This is a genomic window from Paenirhizobium cremeum, assembly GCF_022884085.1.
Taxonomy (GTDB): Bacteria; Pseudomonadota; Alphaproteobacteria; order Rhizobiales; family Rhizobiaceae; genus Allorhizobium; species Allorhizobium cremeum.
This window is the reverse complement of record NZ_JAGGCS010000004.1, coordinates 148616-165533: the sequence shown is the minus strand read 5'-3', so window position 1 is coordinate 165533 and position 16918 is coordinate 148616. Positions and strand designations below refer to the sequence as shown.

The 16918-nt window shown below is 62.6% G+C and carries 19 protein-coding genes; 12 read left to right on the top strand and 7 right to left on the bottom strand.

Features of this window, described 5'->3' with window-relative positions:
* Window positions 1-104: 104 nt before the first annotated feature.
* A complete protein-coding gene (locus tag J5N58_RS09365) occupies window positions 105-1352 on the top strand; it encodes an MFS transporter (RefSeq protein ID WP_244710576.1) in 1248 nt (415 codons plus the stop codon).
* Between the two features lie 20 nt (window positions 1353-1372).
* Here the strand turns inward: J5N58_RS09365 and J5N58_RS09360 are convergent, their stop codons facing one another.
* From J5N58_RS09360 to hemC, 6 genes are all read right to left on the bottom strand, one after another.
* Entirely contained in the window at window positions 1373-2104 is a 732-nt protein-coding gene (locus J5N58_RS09360) for a glutamine amidotransferase (RefSeq protein ID WP_244710574.1), read from the bottom strand.
* Complete coding sequence (locus J5N58_RS09355; RefSeq protein WP_113457780.1) at window positions 2097-2573, bottom strand: tellurite resistance TerB family protein; 477 nt, start codon at window positions 2571-2573, stop codon at window positions 2097-2099. The genes J5N58_RS09360 and J5N58_RS09355 overlap by 8 nt, the downstream gene beginning before the upstream one ends.
* 12 nt (window positions 2574-2585) lie before the next feature.
* Window positions 2586-4184 carry a heme biosynthesis protein HemY gene (locus J5N58_RS09350; RefSeq protein ID WP_112830442.1) on the bottom strand — a complete coding sequence of 533 codons (1599 nt, stop codon included), beginning with the start codon at window positions 4182-4184 and terminating at the stop codon, window positions 2586-2588.
* A 12-nt stretch (window positions 4185-4196) separates the two neighbouring features.
* Entirely contained in the window at window positions 4197-5489 is a 1293-nt protein-coding gene (locus J5N58_RS09345; protein ID WP_244710572.1) for a COG4223 family protein, read from the bottom strand.
* An 89-nt stretch (window positions 5490-5578) separates the two neighbouring features.
* On the bottom strand, window positions 5579-6391 hold the full coding sequence (locus J5N58_RS09340) for a uroporphyrinogen-III synthase (RefSeq protein WP_244710570.1): 813 nt from the start codon (window positions 6389-6391) through the stop codon (window positions 5579-5581).
* Window positions 6312-7241 (bottom strand): hydroxymethylbilane synthase, encoded by a 930-nt coding sequence (gene hemC / locus J5N58_RS09335; protein WP_112830439.1) that lies wholly within the window; start codon window positions 7239-7241, stop codon window positions 6312-6314. Before hemC ends, J5N58_RS09340 begins: the two co-directional genes overlap by 80 nt.
* Window positions 7242-7315: 74 nt before the next feature.
* Between hemC and tsaD the strand changes: the two genes are divergently transcribed.
* Genes tsaD through J5N58_RS09310 form a run of 5 tightly spaced genes read left to right on the top strand, consistent with a single transcriptional unit; the run spans window position 7316 to window position 10812 of the window.
* A complete protein-coding gene (tsaD, locus tag J5N58_RS09330) occupies window positions 7316-8413 on the top strand; it encodes a tRNA (adenosine(37)-N6)-threonylcarbamoyltransferase complex transferase subunit TsaD (RefSeq protein WP_244710568.1) in 1098 nt (365 codons plus the stop codon).
* Window positions 8410-9399 (top strand): NAD(P)H-dependent glycerol-3-phosphate dehydrogenase, encoded by a 990-nt coding sequence (locus tag J5N58_RS09325; protein WP_112830437.1) that lies wholly within the window; start codon window positions 8410-8412, stop codon window positions 9397-9399. Before tsaD ends, J5N58_RS09325 begins: the two co-directional genes overlap by 4 nt.
* A gap of 28 nt (window positions 9400-9427) precedes the next feature.
* Window positions 9428-9721 (top strand): YciI-like protein, encoded by a 294-nt coding sequence (locus J5N58_RS09320; protein WP_112830436.1) that lies wholly within the window; start codon window positions 9428-9430, stop codon window positions 9719-9721.
* A gap of 5 nt (window positions 9722-9726) precedes the next feature.
* A complete protein-coding gene (locus tag J5N58_RS09315) occupies window positions 9727-10158 on the top strand; it encodes an EVE domain-containing protein (protein ID WP_112830435.1) in 432 nt (143 codons plus the stop codon).
* Window positions 10159-10167: 9 nt separating this feature from the next.
* Window positions 10168-10812: a class I SAM-dependent methyltransferase gene (locus tag J5N58_RS09310; protein WP_112830434.1), complete on the top strand. Its 645-nt coding sequence runs from the start codon at window positions 10168-10170 to the stop codon at window positions 10810-10812.
* Window positions 10813-10827: 15 nt separating this feature from the next.
* On the opposite strand, the gene J5N58_RS09305 is transcribed toward J5N58_RS09310, so the two are convergent.
* Window positions 10828-11202: a hypothetical protein gene (locus J5N58_RS09305; protein ID WP_112830433.1), complete on the bottom strand. Its 375-nt coding sequence runs from the start codon at window positions 11200-11202 to the stop codon at window positions 10828-10830.
* Between the two features lie 298 nt (window positions 11203-11500).
* Here J5N58_RS09305 and sdhC point away from each other — a divergent pair, with 298 nt between their 5' ends.
* From sdhC to zapE, 6 genes are all read left to right on the top strand, one after another.
* Complete coding sequence (sdhC, locus tag J5N58_RS09300; protein WP_112830706.1) at window positions 11501-11896, top strand: succinate dehydrogenase, cytochrome b556 subunit; 396 nt, start codon at window positions 11501-11503, stop codon at window positions 11894-11896.
* Window positions 11897-11906: 10 nt separating this feature from the next.
* Window positions 11907-12287 (top strand): succinate dehydrogenase, hydrophobic membrane anchor protein, encoded by a 381-nt coding sequence (gene sdhD / locus J5N58_RS09295; RefSeq protein WP_112830432.1) that lies wholly within the window; start codon window positions 11907-11909, stop codon window positions 12285-12287.
* A gap of 6 nt (window positions 12288-12293) precedes the next feature.
* Window positions 12294-14135, top strand: a complete 1842-nt coding sequence (sdhA, locus tag J5N58_RS09290; protein ID WP_112830431.1) for a succinate dehydrogenase flavoprotein subunit — start codon at window positions 12294-12296, stop codon at window positions 14133-14135.
* Between the two features lie 18 nt (window positions 14136-14153).
* A complete protein-coding gene (locus tag J5N58_RS09285; RefSeq protein WP_112830430.1) occupies window positions 14154-14933 on the top strand; it encodes a succinate dehydrogenase iron-sulfur subunit in 780 nt (259 codons plus the stop codon).
* 209 nt (window positions 14934-15142) lie between these two features.
* On the top strand, window positions 15143-15664 hold the full coding sequence (locus J5N58_RS09280; RefSeq protein WP_112830705.1) for a protease inhibitor Inh/omp19 family protein: 522 nt from the start codon (window positions 15143-15145) through the stop codon (window positions 15662-15664).
* Window positions 15665-15732: 68 nt separating this feature from the next.
* On the top strand, window positions 15733-16896 hold the full coding sequence (gene zapE, locus J5N58_RS09275; protein ID WP_112830429.1) for a cell division protein ZapE: 1164 nt from the start codon (window positions 15733-15735) through the stop codon (window positions 16894-16896).
* Window positions 16897-16918 lie beyond the last annotated feature (22 nt).

Below are 16918 nucleotides of genomic sequence, written 5' to 3'. Positions count from 1 at the left end.
ATTGGCGACTAAGCGGGCAAGTCCTGCAGTCTGCCGGAAAACAAAACATGTTTAACGGTGCGCCGGTTTCTCCGTGCCGCCTGCCAGATTGGAAAGTCCTTTTCATGCATGCTTCCAGTGCCGGGGACCGTTTCGCAGCCTTTCGGCATGTTTCCTATCTGCGCTTCTTCATCGCCCGTTTCCTGGGCGCCTTCGCCACGCAGATTCTCAGCGTCTCCGTGGGCTGGCAGATGTATGAGGAAACTAAAAACGCGTTCTATCTGGGATTGATCGGGCTGGTGCAGTTTCTGCCCGCGCTCCTTCTGATCCTCGTCACCGGTTCGGTCGTCGATCGCTACAATCGCCGAGCGATCGTCGCGATCTGCATGATCGTCAGCGCCCTTTGCGGCGGCGCCATGCTGGTCATCACCGCTGTCGCCGCCTTCGAACCGGTCATCGTCTTCATCATCCTGACCATCTTCGGCATTGAACGTGCCTTCAATGCGCCGGCCGTGCAGTCGCTCGCTCCCAATCTCGTGCCGGCGGAGGACCTTCCGAATGCCGTGGCGTGGAATTCCTCCTCGTGGCAGACCGCCTCGATCATCGGGCCGGTGGCCGGCGGCCTGCTTTACGGCGTCAGTCCCATTCTCGCCTATGCCATTTCCTTCGTCTTCTTTGCCGGCGCAGCCATTCTGGTCTTCATGGTCAAGAAGCCGGCGCAGCGCACGTCGTCGAAGACGGTCACCTGGGATACGATCCTTGCGGGTTTCCGTTTCATCTTCGGCGAGAAGGTGGTGCTGGGCGCAATTTCGCTCGACCTGTTCGCTGTCCTGCTCGGCGGTGCCGTTGCACTGATGCCGGTCTTTGCCAGCGATGTGTTGACCCTCGGCCCTTGGGGCCTCGGTCTCCTGCGCTCGGCGCCCGGAATCGGCGCGATTGCGGTGGCCGTGGTCCTCGCAAGTTTCCCCATCCGCCACAATGCCGGTGTCTTCATGTTCGTTGGCGTTGCCCTCTTCGGGGCGGCCACCGTGGCATTCGGTCTTTCCCAGACGGCGTGGATCTCCATTCTCGCGCTCATGCTGATGGGGGCTGCCGACATGGCCTCCGTCTATGTGCGTGAAACGCTGATCGCGCTTTGGACGCCGGACGAGGTGCGGGGCCGGGTGAATGCCGTCAACATGGTCTTCATCGGTGCATCCAACGAACTCGGTGAATTCCGCGCCGGTACCATGGCGCATCTGGTGGGACCTGTTCCGGCGGTGGTGATCGGCGGGTTCGGCACGCTTGCCGTTGCAATCCTCTGGTCCCTCGGTTTTCCGCAACTGAGGCGTATCGACAGCCTCGATGCACCGGGCCCGCAGAAGCGGACCTAAGAACTGCAAGGCACGACGGATCAGATCGGGCAGCGGTTCTTTTCAAAGACGAGGTCCAGGAACTCGGACAGCCAGGCTTTCAGCGGCGCGTCGAAGATCATGCGCCCTTCGAGATGATCCCGTCCCTGCTGGGCATTCGGCATGACGAAACGGCTTGCGCCATGCACCACCCAACGATGCATCATTGCGCGGGTCAGTTCCGCATGGAACTGGATGCCCCAGGCGTTTTCGCCGTAGCGGATGGCCTGATTGCGATAGACATCGCCTTCCGCGAGAAGCTGGCATCCATGGGGAAGATCGAAACCCTCCCGGTGAAAATGATAGACCATTTGCGGCCAGCGCATCATCAGACGGCCATGTTCGGTCGGGCGGATGGGATACCAGCCGATTTCGACACGGCCATGCGGTTCGGCCTCCACCTTGCCGCCGAGATGGCGTACCAGCATCTGGGCGCCGAGGCATATACCGAGATAGGGCTTGTTTTCCTTGAGGGGGACGTCGAGCCAGTTGATCTCGGTCTTTACGAAATCGTCCGGATCGTTGGCGCTCATCGGACCGCCAAAGACGACGGCGCCGGCGTGACCGGCCAGTGTTTCAGGCAGCGCATCGCCGAGCACGGGCCGGCGAATGTCGAGCGGGTAGCCTTTTTCGAGCAGCAATTGTCCGACGCGGCCAGCGCTGGAGCGTTCCTGGTGCAGGACGATCAGCACAGGCGCCTTGTTCCCCCGGCTGCGACCCGGCTTGTCAAGCATCGCTGTCAGTCTCCAGCCCGGCGCGGGTAACGGCGTCACGGCGCTCGATGACGCGATCGCGGGCGGAAACGCCGAGCAGGTCGGCGATCCGCCATATCACATGATCTTCCATCTCGCTTCTGGCACCGTCCGCATAGACGATATCCCAGAGAATGCCGACGAACTGCTGGCGCTCGGCTTCGTTCAGGTGGCGTTTCAGGTCGGATGTGAAACGGTAATAGTCGACCGCCTCGCTTTCGGCCTTCTGGCCGGCATCGATAAGCTCTTCGAGCTGTGCGCCTTCTAGGCCGTATTGTTCGTTCAGCAATTGCCGCAGCTTGTCGCGCTCGGCCTTATGGACGGAGCCATCTGCCTCCATTACCTGAAAGCAGAGGGCCGCGACCGCGATCCTTGGATCGTCGGGCGCCAAGGCCTTTCTCTCCCGGTTGTGGGTCAGGGTCTGGAAGAAGGATTGCAGGCGTTCCAGCATTGGGTCTCCCTGTCAGAAAAGCCGGAGGCGGGTCTTGCTGTCTTCGGTGTTACGCGCGGGATCGCGCACGCCTGGATCGTCGGGCGGGCGGCCGAAGAAGGGTTCGGGAACCGTTGCCGAAGCAGCCTCCTTCACCTTCGGCGTCTCCCTCTCTTGTCCGCTGGCGGGAGCCGGTACGGCGGCAGACGGTTCGGCCTCGATCATCGGCTGCATCTCTTCGCCTTCGGGCGTGGCAGGCCCTGACGGCCTCGTCTGCAGGGGCGGCAGCGCGCTTAGCGCCTGCTCACCGCGATTGACGGTGCCGTCCTCGATGGCGCCCTCGATCTGGTCGAACGGCACCTTCCATTCGAAGGCATCCAGCTTGCCGGTGACGGGGGAAAGCGGCAGCCACTTTTCCGATATATAGCCATCGGCAACCCAGGCGGGGTCGCGGCCGGCCTTCAGCGCCTCGCCCATCCAGTAGCGGATGCGGCCCTGGTCACCGGTCTCCGCCTCCTCGATATCGGCGAGGAGCAGATAGACGCGCTCGCTGGCCGCCATGCGGGCCGCGGCTTCCGCCTTGCTGCGCGCCTTGGCGAAGTCCTGGGCGTCAAGCGCAGCCTCGGCGACGATCAGAAGCGATTCGATATTGTTGGGGCGAAGGTGCTCCAGACGCTCCGCCTTCTTCAGCCGGTCGACGGCACTGTCGCCGCTGCGCGCCCTGAGATAGGTGCGGGCGATATCCGGATGCGGCGAAAGCTTCCAGACCTGCTCCAGCACACTCGTGGCTTTCCGCAGGTTGTCCTCCCGAAGATAACCCTTTGCGGCGACGATGGCCGCCGGCACCAGATCCTTGGCAAGCTTCAAAGCCTGCACGGCATTGTCGCGGGCAACAGACGGGTCGCTTTCCAGCCGGTCTTCGGCCTTGGCGGTCAGCAACACGGCCTTCAGGCGGTCGGCCTCGGCACGCTGTAGGACATGGGCGACACGCTGCTGGTCGAGCAGCCGGATTGCATCGTCCCAGTGGCCGGCTCGACAGCGGTATTCCAGCGTCGACTTCGCGGCCCAGGGCAGGTAAGGCGCAGTCTCGGCTGCCGTTTCCGCATATTGGCGAGCGGCCTCGTGGGCGCCGAGCCGGGTTGCCTCGACGTGAAGTCCTCGCAGACCGAGTTCGCGGGTTTCCGGATCCTCCGACATCTGCTGGAACAGGCGGCGGGCTTCATCGAAACGGCCCTCGATCACGGCGGCCTGCGCATCGAGCACGAGGATCAGCGGCTCCTGATCGGCGCGCAACAGCCCACGAGCGCGGGCGCTCATCTTGCGGGCGAGTGCGGCATTGCCAGCGCCGGCCGCGATCAAGCCGGTGGAGAGCGCCTGATAACCCCGATCGCGGGTGCGGGCGCGAAAATAGCGGCGCACGGAGTGTGGTGAGGTCCAGAGTGTGCGGATGAACCACCAGCCGAACATCACGAGCGCCACGATCGACACCAGCATGGCCGCGGCGACCATCAGGCTCATCTCGATCAACTGGCCCTGCCAGACGATCGACAGCGAACCGGGACGTTCGGCAAGCCATGCAAAGCCGATACCGAGAAGAAGGACGAGGACGACGTAAGACAGGATTCTGAGCATGGGTTCTTTTCCTCAGCCCGGCGTGCCGGCGACTGCGGTGGCCATGGCCGCACCGATCAGTGCTTCCACATCGATGCGGGTCTTCAGCAGATCATTGAAACCGGAGGAGGCCGCCTTGGCCGCGTCGGGCAGGGTATCCCATTCGAGTGATGCGCCCTTGAGGTCGCCATTCCGCAGCTTGTCCTCAATGCGGGCCATGATCGCCTCGGGCGTTTCTCCCTCGACGTTGCCGACGGGGCGGACCTTCACCACGGACAGCGCACTGGAGAGAAGCCTTTGGGCGATCCCTTCGTTGGGATCCGGCTGGTGGATGGCGGCAAGGGCGGCATCGGCGCTTTGCGAAAAACGACGAACGAGATCGGTCCGCGACGGCACACCGGTTGCCGCATGCGGGCGCAGTCCCTCAACTGCGGGATCATCGGGCGCGATGCTGGCGAGCGCATCGAGTTCCGCAAGATAGGGGCCGCCACGGTCGATAGCCGACTTCAGGGCCGTCACCGCAATGGCACGCGCCATCTGAACATCCGTTCGCGGCTCCTCGATTTTCTTTTCCGCTTCCGCAAGGCGGCGCTCGCTCTCGGAAAGGGCTTCGCTGTTGCTGGCGATCGCACTGCGAAGCGCTGCGAGCGCCTCTTCATTTCGTGCGAGTTTCAGTCGGAGTTCTTCGATCGCTGCGGGATCGACTGTCGTTTCCGGTCGGTTGGCCGCGGCGGCTTCGAGAGCCGTGACACGGTCCGCCAAGGCCGGGTCTGTTGCAGCCGTTCCGGCGGCGGGAAGGCTGGCGATCTGCGACCTGAGCGTTGCGATATCGGCAGACAGGGCGGATGTATCGGAGGCGGCCTCCCCCTCTGGAGAGACGCTCGGCAGGAAACCGGCATATTGCATGCTGCCGGCCGCCGCGAGCGCGATCAGTCCGCCGAGAATGCCGGCGGCGACCAGTGAAGACGTCGCGGGAGCGGGACGAGGCGCCGGAGCGGAGGGGGATGCCGGATCGGACGGAGGCACCTCAGCGGAGGTTGCCTCCGAGGCTGTCTCCGTTTCGGAAAAGATGTCTTCTTTCGGCCTGGTTTCCGCGGCCTCAGTCGTGGCAGTCTCTTCCGTCGGCGTGGCGATTTCAACGTCCTTGACCGGCGCGTCGATCGGACTGGTATCGGCATGCGGCATCCGGGCTTCTGCGGATATTTCCGCGCTTTCCGTCTGCTGCGTGGCCTCGCCGTCGGCTGGCTTCGCTTCCTCTGCTGTCAGGTCGATGGTGACCGGATCGTGCGGCGACTTCGATCGACGGGGCGGCTTTCCGGAAACCATGGCAACCTCTTCATTTCCCTGCGGTGCAGTAAAACTAGTCAGTGAAACAGAGGAAGGGAAGGCCGAAGATCAAATTTGGGCCATCGACCTTAGAGTAGAGCAAGGAGCGAGGACTCCGCCGGAGCCTCGGCGGCGCAGGCTTTCCGCTGCAATTCGGGGGGGAGCGCGCTACGGATTTTCTCACTGAGACAAAGGAATTTCATCGGTGCGAGCGCCTCACGGTGGGCGTTTATGAACGGCAAAGCGAAAAAGCGCCGCACGCTTTCCGGGGAGTAGAAGAGAATGGCATCGACCGGCTGCTCCACGAGACATGCCCGCAAGGCTTGTTCTGCGATGAGGGTATCTTCCATGCGATAGCATTCGCAGACGCTTGCCGGAATGCGCCATTCCTGCAGTGCATCCTCAAGACCGGATGCACGTGGTTTGCCGGCCAGATAAAGCAGCGGCCGCTCGGTGGAAATTCCACCTCCAATATTTCCGGCGATGATTGCCGCCAAAGCCGCACCATCGCCGTCTCCTGCCAAGATCCGCCGGAAGCCCAGTTGTCTCGCGGCCTCGGCGCTTGCGTTGCCGACGGCGAAGAACAGGTCTTCGCGATACGGCGAAATGGCGTCACTCCCCATTTCCTCCAGCGCGCGCACGGCTTCGGCGCTGGTGACGGCGATTGCCACATGGGGTGAGGCAAGGGCGGCACCCACCGCCTGCACGTCGTGCACTGCCCGTGCGAGGGGCAGGACCACCGGCACATGTCCGAGGCGGCGCAGTCTTTCGGCCGTGCGTGTGGCCGAAGGCTCCGGGCGCGTCACGAGAACGCGCACGGTTTCAGCTCCAGCTTTCGAAAAAGCCGGGGCCGGCCTTTGACCGCACGGCCTCGCCGGCGTCTCGCCCGATCCGCTCGGCATTGCTGGCATTTCCTTCGGACGAAATCTCATGGAAACGGCTGCCGTCCGGCGTCAGGATCATGCCGTAGAAGCGGATCTTTCCGCCTTCCGAAACTGCGTGGCCGGCAATCGGTGTGCGGCACGAACCGTCGAGCGCACCGAGAAAGGCCCGCTCGCAGGTCACGGCATCATGGGTCGTGCGGTCGTTGACCGCCTCCAGCAGGGCATTGATCCGTGCGTCGCCGATGCGGCTTTCGACGCAGATGGCGCCCTGTGCAGGGGCAGGCGGGAAATCCCTGGGGTCGAGCAGCTCGGTCGGCACGTCCTGCTTTCCGAGACGTTTCAGTCCGGCAAAGGCAAGCAGCGTCGCGTCTACCTGGCCCTCGGCCAGCTTGCGCAGGCGGGTATCGACGAGACCACGGAAGGTGATGACGTTCAGATCCGGACGCAGGCGCCGGATCAGCGCCTGGCGGCGGAGGGAGGATGAGCCGACGGTCGCGCCTTCGGGAAGTTCGATAAGGCGCGGAGCGGTCGTGCCGACGAAGGCATCGCGCACGTCCTCGCGCGGCAGGAAGGCCGAAAGGAAAAGTCCGTCCGGCAGGACGGTCGGCATGTCCTTCGAGGAATGGACGGCGAAATCGAGCTCGCCGGAAGCAAGCTGTTCCTCCAGTTCGGCGGTGAAAAGTCCCTTGCCGCCGATTTCGGCGAGCGAACGGTCGGTGATGCGGTCGCCCTTGGTCGTTAGCGGGACCACTTCGAACATCTCTTCCGGCAGGCCGTGGGCCGCCATCAGCCGATTGCGGGTCTCATAAGCCTGAGCGAGCGCCAACGGGCTGCCGCGCGTGCCGATGCGAAAAGGTTTTGTTTGCATCCGATCTGATCCGTTGTTACCGACAGTCCTCGTAGACCGGTTTCCGGGTGATCGCAATCAACGAACACAGGCAAATGACATCCAGACTTCGTATTCTCGGCATCGAGACGAGCTGTGACGAAACGGCCGCGGCCGTCGTCACACGCCTCGAGGACGGCACCGGCATCGTCGAAGGCGACGTTGTCCTGAGCCAACTCGACGAGCATAGCGCCTATGGCGGCGTGGTTCCCGAGATCGCCGCGCGTGCTCATGTCGAGGCGCTGGACAGCCTGATCGAGGAGGCGCTGCAGCGCGCCGGTGTCACGCTAAGCGAGATCGATGCGGTGGCTGCGACATCCGGTCCCGGGCTGATCGGCGGACTGATCGTCGGGCTGATGACCGGCAAGGCAATCGCGCGGGCTGCCGGCAAACCGCTTTATACGGTCAATCATCTCGAAGGCCATGCGCTGACAGCGCGGCTGACCGACAATCTTACCTTTCCCTATCTGATGCTGCTCGTTTCCGGCGGCCATACCCAGCTCGTCCTGATCCGCGGCGTCGGCGAGTACGAACGCTGGGGCACGACGATCGACGATGCGCTGGGCGAGGCTTTCGACAAGACCGCCAAACTGCTCGGTCTGCCCTATCCCGGCGGACCTGCGGTGGAAAAGGCGGCCGCGAAGGGCAATCCGAAGCGTTTCAATTTCCCGCGGCCGCTCAAGGGGGAGGAACGTCTCGACTTTTCCTTTTCCGGGCTGAAGACGGCGGTTCGGCAGGCGGCCGAAAGCATCGCCCCCGTCAGCGATCAGGATATTTCCGACATATGCGCCTCCTTCCAGCGGGCCATTTCGCGCACACTGGAAGACCGGATAGGGCGTGGTTTGCAACGCTTCCTTGCCGAGTTTCCGGAAGTCGATGGCGTTCCGGCTCTCGTGGTCGCCGGGGGGGTCGCCGCCAACCAGGAACTCAGGCGTACGCTGCAGGTGCTTTGCGACCAAAACGGTTTCCGCTTCGTCGCGCCGCCGATGCAGCTTTGCACCGACAATGCCGTGATGATCGCCTGGGCCGGGCTGGAGCGTATGGTGAGCGGTGTCGCTCCCGACGATCTCGATGTGCAGCCGCGTTCGCGCTGGCCGCTCGATACCGAAGCCAAGGCCGTGATCGGTTACGGCAAGCGGGGAGCCAAGGCATGAGCGTTTCGGAACGTATCGCCGTGATCGGCGCGGGCGCCTTCGGCACGGCGTTGGCGGCTGTCATTGCCATTGAGGGGCGGGCGCAGGTGACGCTTGTCGGGCGCGATGAGACGCTGATGGCGGATCTCGCGTCAAGCCGCCGCCATGATGCCGCTCTTCCGGGCATCGCGCTGCCGGATAATCTTTCGTTCTCCGCCGACCCTTTAGTGATTTCGGAAGCCGGTATCGTGCTCTTCGCCATGCCGTCGCAGGCGCAGGTGGAAGCCGCGCAGCGGTACGGCCCCTTTCTCGCCGACGATGCCATCGTCGTTACCTGTGCGAAAGGGATCGACCGCAGTTCGGCGCGTCTCTTGACGGATGTACTGGAGGAGGCACTGCCGCGCCATGCCATCGCGGTGCTCTCCGGGCCGGGTTTCGCTGCCGATATCGCCCGCGGCCTGCCGACGGCCATGGCCGTTGCCGCAAGCGACCATGTCGTCGCGGAGAGGTTGGCGCATGCGATTTCGGGGCGGACCTTCCGGCTCTATGCATCGATTGACCGGATCGGCGTGCAGCTCGGCGGCGCGCTGAAGAACGTGCTGGCGATTGCCTGCGGCATCGTCGAAGGCATGGGGCTTGGAGATTCCGCGCGCGCGGCGCTGATCGCCAGAGGTCTTGCCGAAATGTCCCGTCTCGTCGAAGCAATGGGCGGCAAGGCGGAAACGGTCTCCGGGCTTTCCGGTCTCGGCGACCTTGTGCTCACTGCCACCAGCCATCAGTCGCGCAATCTGCGTTTCGGGATTTCGCTCGGGCGCAGAGAGCCGATCGATTTTTCCCATGGCCAACTCGTTGAAGGCGCCTTTGCCGCGGCCGTCGCGTCGCGTCTGGCGGAAGGCCTCGGGGTGCGCATGCCGATCACCGATGCTGTTGCGCAGGTGATCGACGGCAGCCTCGATATTCCGACCGCCATCGAACAGTTGATGTCGCGGCCGATCACCACCGAATGATGAAACCGATTGCAACAGGAGAAATGCGATGCTGTTTGCCTTTATCTGCAAGGACAAGCCTGGCCACCTGAACGTGCGGATGGAAACCCGCCCGGCGCATCTCGAGCATCTGAACAAGCTCAACGCCGAAGGTACCCTGAAGATCGCAGGCCCCTTCCTCGATGCGGAAGGCAAGCCGAACGGAAGCCTGGTGATCGTGGAGGCTGCCGATATCGATGCCGCCAAGGCACTGGCGGAAGCCGATCCCTACGCCAAGGCCGGCCTCTTCGAAAGCGTCGATGTGAAGCCCTACAACTGGGTTTTCAACAATCCGGAGGCATGAGCGGGATGGCTTTCTGGCTCTACAAGTCGGAACCCTTCAAATGGTCCTGGCAGATGCAGAAGGATGCGGGCGAAGCCGGCACCGAATGGACTGGAGTGCGCAACTATCTCGCCCGCAACAACATGCGGGCCATGAAGATCGGCGACAAGGGGTTTTTCTACCACTCCAACGAGGGGTTGGAGATCGTCGGGATCACCGAGGTCTGCGCTCTGTCCCATCCCGATTCGACCGCCGAAGGCGATGCACGATGGGACTGTGTCGACATCCGGGCCGTGACGGACATGCCGAAGCCGGTTTCGTTGAAAGATATCAAGGCGAATGAGAAACTCGCCAAGATGTCGCTCGTCACTTCGATGCGCCTTTCCGTTCAGCCGGTGACGGAGGAGGAGTATTTCGAGGTATGCCGCATGGGTGGCCTTGAAAATCCGCCGGTCTGAGGTTCGTCGTTGGTCACCGATCCGGAGACGTTCATCCTTGCCAATACCAGCTTGATGGCGCCGCCGCATGTGCCGGAAATCCGGCTGCGGCTTGCAAGCGAGGTGCATGATCTCTGGCTGAAGACCGAAGAGGATCTTCAGGAAATCGGCCTGCCGCCGCCGTTCTGGGCCTTTGCCTGGGCCGGCGGGCAGGGGCTTGCCCGCTACATACTGGATCATCCGGAAACCGTGGCCGGCAAGCGGGTCCTCGATTTCGCCAGCGGCTCGGGTCTCGTGGCAATTGCGGCTGCGCTTGCCGGGGCAGATAGCGTGCTTGCCGTCGATATCGACCCCTGGGCGGCAACCGCGGTGCGGCTGAATGCCGAGGCAAACGGTGTGGCGGTCCGCTTTTCAAGTGACGACCTGATCGGGCATTCGCTCGATGCGGATCTGGTTCTTGCGGGAGACGTCTTCTACGACAGGGATTTTGCCGCAGCGCTTGTGGAATGGTTTACGAGCCTCACGGCAGACGGTCTCACAGTTCTGGCGGGGGACCCCGGGCGCAGCTATCGCCCGACCGAACGGCTGGAACCGCTGGCGACGTATCAGGTGCCCGTCACGCGCGTTCTGGAGGACAGCGAGATCAAGAAAACCACCGTCTGGAAGTTCCGCTGACGGACCCGCGTAAGCTCAGTGCGGGCGGATGACGCAGACGCCTGCCTCATAGGCGCACGCGGCGTCGCTGGTTTCCGCATTGATTTCGATGATCTTGGCTTTCGGCGGCTGGTCGGTCCTGCTGCGATCCACCGGCCAATTCTCGATCGCCATGTAAATTCCTGTGCCCTTCACGCGCACGGCAGCGAGCGAACCGGCAAAGGTGCCAAGCCCCGGAATGATGGAGGGCAGGCCGTTTCCGCCGATGACGGCGCCGCCGTCATGACGAGGCGGGAGATGGCGGGACGAGTTGTAGAACCGGTCGTTTCCGGCCTGAAGCGGTGCCGATGCAAGAACGGCACAGGTCGCTGCAAGGACGAAAAGCCCTTTCGATCCAGCAGGCAAAACCATGGGCAAGTCCCTCGCAATTGTGGCGCCGTTAACGGAAAATTAACGCCACTTTGCCGGATTTTAGCCCCAAAGTCACCCCGCCCAGGCGATTTTCCGCCAGCCGGATCAGGGCAGGGGTAGGCATAAAGTTCTATCCATCCGAATCGATTAAATTGAAATCATCAAGCAATAGTGCTTGTCGCGCGACATTTGGGGGATTAAACGTCGCCGTTGATGCAATGCACCAAGCTCCTTTTTTGGGCATTGCCACGGGGGATGTCCGACATTTCGGAACGCATTGAAACGCCGCGAGGTTCTGATGGCGAATGTGACAAATAACCGGCCCTTGTCGCCGCATTTGCAAATCTACAAGCCGATCCCGACTATGGTGATGTCGATCCTGCATCGAATTACCGGCGGTGCGCTTTATTTCGGGACGCTGCTGGTCGCCTGGTGGCTGATCGCCGCTTCTACGGGAGCCGCCTATTTCGAGTGGGTCAGCTGGTTCATGGGTTCGTTCATCGGCCGACTGATCCTGTTCGGCTACACCTGGGCTCTGGTCCACCACATGCTGGGCGGTCTGCGCCACCTGATGTGGGATCTCGGCCACGGCTTCGACAAGCATTTCTCGACCAAGCTCGCCAAGGCCAACATCGTCGGGTCCGTTGTCCTGACCGTGGTGATCTGGGTGATCGCCTACATCGTTCGCGCTTGAGGTAATTTCCATGGATATGCGTACTCCGCTCGGCAAGGTCCGCGGCCTCGGCTCGGCAAAGGACGGGACCGATCATTTCTGGCGCCAGCGTGTGACGGCCGTCGCCAACATTCCGCTTATCATCTTCTTCGTCGGCTTCGTGGTTCTCTACGGCGGCGCTCCCTATGCCGAAGTCGTCGGCGCGCTTTCGAGCCCGGTTGTCGCCGTGGTCATGGGCCTCGTGGTGATCTCGGCGCTCATCCACATGAAGCTCGGCATGCAGGTGATTATCGAGGACTACGTCCATGCGGAAGTGGCCAAGCTCGTCCTCCTGATGCTCAACACGTTCTTCGCGGTTCTCATTGGCGGTCTCTGTCTTTTCGCCATCTTGAAGATCGCATTCGTAGGATAATTCAACATGGCATCGAACAGTTCTCCCGCCCAGAACGGCAAGGCCTACAAGTATGTCGACCATTCCTATGACGTTGTCGTCGTAGGCGCCGGCGGCGCCGGTCTGCGCGCCACGCTCGGCATGGCCGAACAGGGCTTCAAGACAGCCTGCATTACCAAGGTCTTCCCGACCCGCTCCCACACCGTTGCCGCGCAGGGCGGCATTGCCGCCTCGCTCACCAACATGACGCCCGACTGCTGGCAGTGGCACCTTTACGATACCGTCAAGGGGTCCGACTGGCTCGGCGACGTCGACGCCATGCAGTATCTCGCCATGGAAGCGCCGAAGGCCGTCTATGAGCTCGAGCATTACGGCGTTCCCTTCTCGCGCAACGAGGAAGGCAAGATCTATCAGCGCCCGTTCGGCGGCCACATGCAGAACTATGGCGAAGGCCCGCCGGTGCAGCGTACCTGCGCCGCCGCCGACCGTACCGGTCATGCCATCCTGCACACGCTTTATGGCCAGTCGTTGCGCAACAACGCCGAATTCTTCATCGAATATTTCGCGCTTGACCTCATCATGTCGGCCGATGGCCGCTGCACCGGCGTCGTCGCCTGGTGCCTGGACGACGGCACGATCCATCGCTTTGCCGCCAAGATGGTGGTTCTGGCGACCGGCGGTTACGGCCGCGCCTACTTCTCGGCAACCTCGGCTCATACCTGCACCGGCGACGGCGGCGGCATGATCGCCCGTGCGGGCCTGCCGCTGCAGGACATGGAATTCGTGCAGTTCCATCCGACCGGCATCTATGGCGCCGGCTGCCTCATTACCGAAGGCGCGCGCGGCGAGGGCGGTTATCTCGTCAACTCCGAAGGCGAGCGCTTCATGGAGCGCTACGCCCCGTCGGCCAAGGACCTCGCCTCGCGCGACGTCGTTTCGCGCTGCATGACGATGGAAATCCGTGAAGGCCGCGGCGTCGGCAAGAACAAGGATCACATCTTCCTGCATCTCGACCACCTCGATCCGGCGGTGCTGCACGAGCGCCTGCCGGGCATCTCGGAAAGCGCCAAGATCTTCGCCGGCGTCGACGTGACCCGCGAACCGATCCCGGTTCTGCCGACCGTTCACTACAACATGGGCGGTATCCCGACCAATTACTGGGGCGAAGTGCTGAACGCCGATGCACAGAACCCGGAACGCATCGCGCCCGGCCTGATGGCCGTGGGCGAAGCCGGCTGCGCCTCGGTGCATGGTGCAAACCGCCTCGGTTCGAACTCCCTGATCGATCTCGTGGTCTTCGGCCGTGCCGCTGCAATCCGTGCCTCCCAGGTCATCAACAAATCCGAGCCGGTTCCGGCGCTCGACGTTGCCGCCTGCGACAGGATCATGGACCGCTTCGACGGTCTGCGTCACGCTTCCGGCCAGACGCCAACCGCCGTGCTGCGCGACAAGATGCAGCGCGCCATGCAGGAAGACGCTGCCGTGTTCCGTACGCAGGAATCGCTCGAAAGCGGCTGCCGCCGCCTCTCGGCGATCTGGAAGGAACTGCCTGATGTCAAGGTCACCGACCGTTCGCTGATCTGGAATTCGGATCTCGTCGAAACGCTCGAACTGCATAACCTGATGGCCAACGCGATCACCACGGTCTACGGCGCCGAAGCGCGCAAGGAAAGCCGCGGCAGTCATGCCCGCGAAGACTATGTCGACGGTCCGTTCGCAGGCCGCGACGACGTCAACTGGCGCAAGCATACGCTCGCCTGGGTTTCCGAAGCCGGGGACGTGAAGCTCGACTATCGTCCTGTTCATACCGAACTGATCGCCGAAGGTATCGATCCGAAGAAGATCGCGCCGAAGGCCCGCGTCTATTGATCTGAAGAGGAACTGGACATGGTTGAACTCGCTCTCCCCAAGAACTCCCAGATCACCGAAGGCAAGGTCTGGCCGAAGCCGGCCGGCGCCAAGAACGTTCGCGAATACCGGATCTATCGCTGGAACCCGGATGACGGCCAGAACCCGCGCATCGATACCTATTATATCGACATCGATGACTGCGGCCCGATGGTTCTCGATGGTCTCTTGTACATCAAGAACAATATCGACCCGACGCTGACGCTGCGCCGCTCCTGCCGCGAAGGCATTTGCGGCTCGTGCGCGATGAACATTGACGGCACGAACACGCTCGCCTGCACCAAGGGCATGGACGAGATCAACGGCACGGTTAAGGTTTATCCGCTGCCGCACATGCCGGTGGTCAAGGACCTCGTTCCGGATCTGACCAACTTCTATGCCCAGCACCGCTCGATCGAGCCATGGCTGAAGACGGTTTCGCCGCCACCCGCGAAGGAATGGAAGCAGAGCCACGAAGACCGCCTGAAGCTTGACGGCCTCTACGAGTGCATTCTCTGCGCCTGCTGCTCGACCTCCTGTCCGAGCTACTGGTGGAACGGAGATCGTTACCTCGGTCCCGCCGTGCTTCTCCAGGCCTATCGCTGGCTGATCGACAGTCGCGACGAAGCCAAGGGTGAGCGCCTCGACAATCTGGAAGACCCCTTCCGGCTCTATCGTTGTCACACCATCATGAACTGTGCGCAGACCTGCCCGAAGGGGCTCAACCCGGCCAAGGCCATCGCCGAGATCAAGAAAATGATGGTGGAACGCCGGGTCTGATCCGGAGCTCTTGCGACCGCTTTCGGGAATGGGTTGCATTTTGACCGGTGTAGCCCATTTACCATATCGTAATGCGATTCAGTCTTGGTGAAGGACAGTACGCGGAGTTCGCAAGGCGTATTGCCTTGATTCGTCCAGGTCGTTTGCGATAATTCCGCCGTGTTTTCGGGTGAGAAACCGGCAAGAAGCGGTTAACCGGGAGTGTTATGATGAAGTTGAAGTATGCGGCGACGGGGGTCGCGATCGTTCTTTCGCTTGCTGGCTGCCAGCGGACCTCCTATAGCGGCCTCGATCAGGGGAGTGCTCTTCCGCCGCTGCAGGCTCAGCCGGTTCCTTCCGTCCAGTCAGGCCAGTTGCCGCCTCCCGGCGCCGGCGCCAACCAGTTTCCCGCGGCGCCCGCTGCTGCAACACCGGGTCCGCTGACCGGCGACGTCGCGCCGGCGACCGCGCTCGACGTGACGAAGGAATCCATGGTCGGCAACTGGAAGGTCACGAACGGGGGCGCCTCCTGCGACATGTTCCTGACGCTCACCAATCTCGGCAGCGGTTCGCGGGGCGGAACGCGCGGCTGCGCCGGCGAACTCACGCAGATGGGTTCCTGGGAAGTGGCCGGCAAGCAGGTGGTCCTGAAGGATCGCAACGGTAATGCGATCGGTCGTCTCTACAAGAGCGCCGACGCCCGCTTCGATGGTACGACCGCAAGCGGCCAGCCGATCAGTCTCAGCCGCTAAGATTTCTCCTTCCTTCGTGCCGTGCGGGCCAATGCCGAGGCGGCGCCCGCTCCGGCGGAGCGTTCCGCATGCAGCCCATTCCCGATTACGCCGCGAGCGTTGCCGAGCAGCTCAGGTCGATGACCGAGGTCGGTACGCTCAAGGCGGACAAGGCGCAGATGGAGGTGGCAGGCCACCTCGACCGCATCCTGCACGACCTGAAGCAGCGTCGCCCTGCCGCCAAAAAAAGCGCGCTCGGCTGGATGTTCGCTCAGAAGCGCAAGCCGCAACAGTCGGTTCGCGGCCTTTACGTGCATGGCAGCGTCGGGCGCGGCAAGACCATGCTGATGGACCTCTTCTTCCGGATGGCGCCGGTGGAAAAGAAGCGTCGGGCGCATTTTCATGAATTCATGGCCGATGTGCACGGACGTATCCATGCGCATCGCCAGAAGCTGAAAAGCGGGGAAACCCGCCAGGCCGATCCCGTGCCGCCGGTGGCGGCGGCGCTGCGTGAGGAGGCGGAACTTCTCTGCTTCGACGAGTTCACGGTGACGGATATCGCCGACGCCATGATCCTTGCCCGGCTTTTTACCGAACTCTTCGCGCGCGGCTGCACACTGGTCGCGACGTCCAATGTCGAACCCGAAAATCTCTATCGCGACGGTCTGAACCGCGGTCTCTTCCTGCCCTTCATCGATCTGCTGAAGCGGTATGTCGAAGTGACGACGCTCGATTCTCCGGTCGATTATCGCCTGGAAAAGCTTGAAAGCCTGCCGGTCTACGTGGCGCCTCTGTCGAGCGAGGCCGACCGGATCATGGATATCGCCTGGCAGAGGATCACCGAAGGAGGGAAAGAGAGCCCGACAGAGATCGCGATGAAGGGGCGGAGCGTCCCGGTCCGGCGGTCAGTCGGTCCGGCCGCGCGGTTCTCCTTTTCCGAACTCTGCGAGCAGCCGCTCGGTGCGGCCGACTATCTTGAGATTGCCCGACGGTTCGATGTGGTGTTCGTCGATCACATTCCTCTGCTCGGTCCACAGAAGCGCAACGAGACCAAGCGGTTTATCATCCTGATCGATGCGCTCTACGATGCATCCGTCCGGCTTTTTGCCTCGGCTGCGGCGATGCCGGAAGCTCTGTTGACCGAGAAGAAGGGCACCGAGGGCTTCGAGTTCGATCGCACGATTTCGCGTCTCTTCGAGATGCGCAGCGCCGACTATCTTGCCCTTCATCAAACGAAACGTGTTGAAGTTTGACAGTTTTGCGTCACAAATTTTG

Coding starts and splice junctions, on each gene's coding strand:
- J5N58_RS09320 (WP_112830436.1), top strand. CDS start 9,428: ATGCTGTTTGCCTTTATCTGCAAGGACAAGCCTGGCCACCTGAACGTG.
- J5N58_RS09340 (WP_244710570.1), bottom strand. CDS start 6,391: ATGCCGAGCGGATCGGGCGAGACGCCGGCGAGGCCGTGCGGTCAAAGG.
- J5N58_RS09350 (WP_112830442.1), bottom strand. CDS start 4,184: ATGCTCAGAATCCTGTCTTACGTCGTCCTCGTCCTTCTTCTCGGTATC.
- hemC (WP_112830439.1), bottom strand. CDS start 7,241: ATGCAAACAAAACCTTTTCGCATCGGCACGCGCGGCAGCCCGTTGGCG.
- zapE (WP_112830429.1), top strand. CDS start 15,733: ATGCAGCCCATTCCCGATTACGCCGCGAGCGTTGCCGAGCAGCTCAGG.
- J5N58_RS09355 (WP_113457780.1), bottom strand. CDS start 2,573: ATGCTGGAACGCCTGCAATCCTTCTTCCAGACCCTGACCCACAACCGG.
- J5N58_RS09285 (WP_112830430.1), top strand. CDS start 14,154: ATGGTTGAACTCGCTCTCCCCAAGAACTCCCAGATCACCGAAGGCAAG.
- J5N58_RS09365 (WP_244710576.1), top strand. CDS start 105: ATGCATGCTTCCAGTGCCGGGGACCGTTTCGCAGCCTTTCGGCATGTT.
- tsaD (WP_244710568.1), top strand. CDS start 7,316: ATGACATCCAGACTTCGTATTCTCGGCATCGAGACGAGCTGTGACGAA.
- J5N58_RS09345 (WP_244710572.1), bottom strand. CDS start 5,489: ATGGTTTCCGGAAAGCCGCCCCGTCGATCGAAGTCGCCGCACGATCCG.
- J5N58_RS09325 (WP_112830437.1), top strand. CDS start 8,410: ATGAGCGTTTCGGAACGTATCGCCGTGATCGGCGCGGGCGCCTTCGGC.
- J5N58_RS09315 (WP_112830435.1), top strand. CDS start 9,727: ATGGCTTTCTGGCTCTACAAGTCGGAACCCTTCAAATGGTCCTGGCAG.
- J5N58_RS09305 (WP_112830433.1), bottom strand. CDS start 11,202: ATGGTTTTGCCTGCTGGATCGAAAGGGCTTTTCGTCCTTGCAGCGACC.
- sdhC (WP_112830706.1), top strand. CDS start 11,501: ATGGCGAATGTGACAAATAACCGGCCCTTGTCGCCGCATTTGCAAATC.
- J5N58_RS09280 (WP_112830705.1), top strand. CDS start 15,143: ATGAAGTTGAAGTATGCGGCGACGGGGGTCGCGATCGTTCTTTCGCTT.
- sdhA (WP_112830431.1), top strand. CDS start 12,294: ATGGCATCGAACAGTTCTCCCGCCCAGAACGGCAAGGCCTACAAGTAT.
- sdhD (WP_112830432.1), top strand. CDS start 11,907: ATGGATATGCGTACTCCGCTCGGCAAGGTCCGCGGCCTCGGCTCGGCA.
- J5N58_RS09360 (WP_244710574.1), bottom strand. CDS start 2,104: ATGCTTGACAAGCCGGGTCGCAGCCGGGGGAACAAGGCGCCTGTGCTG.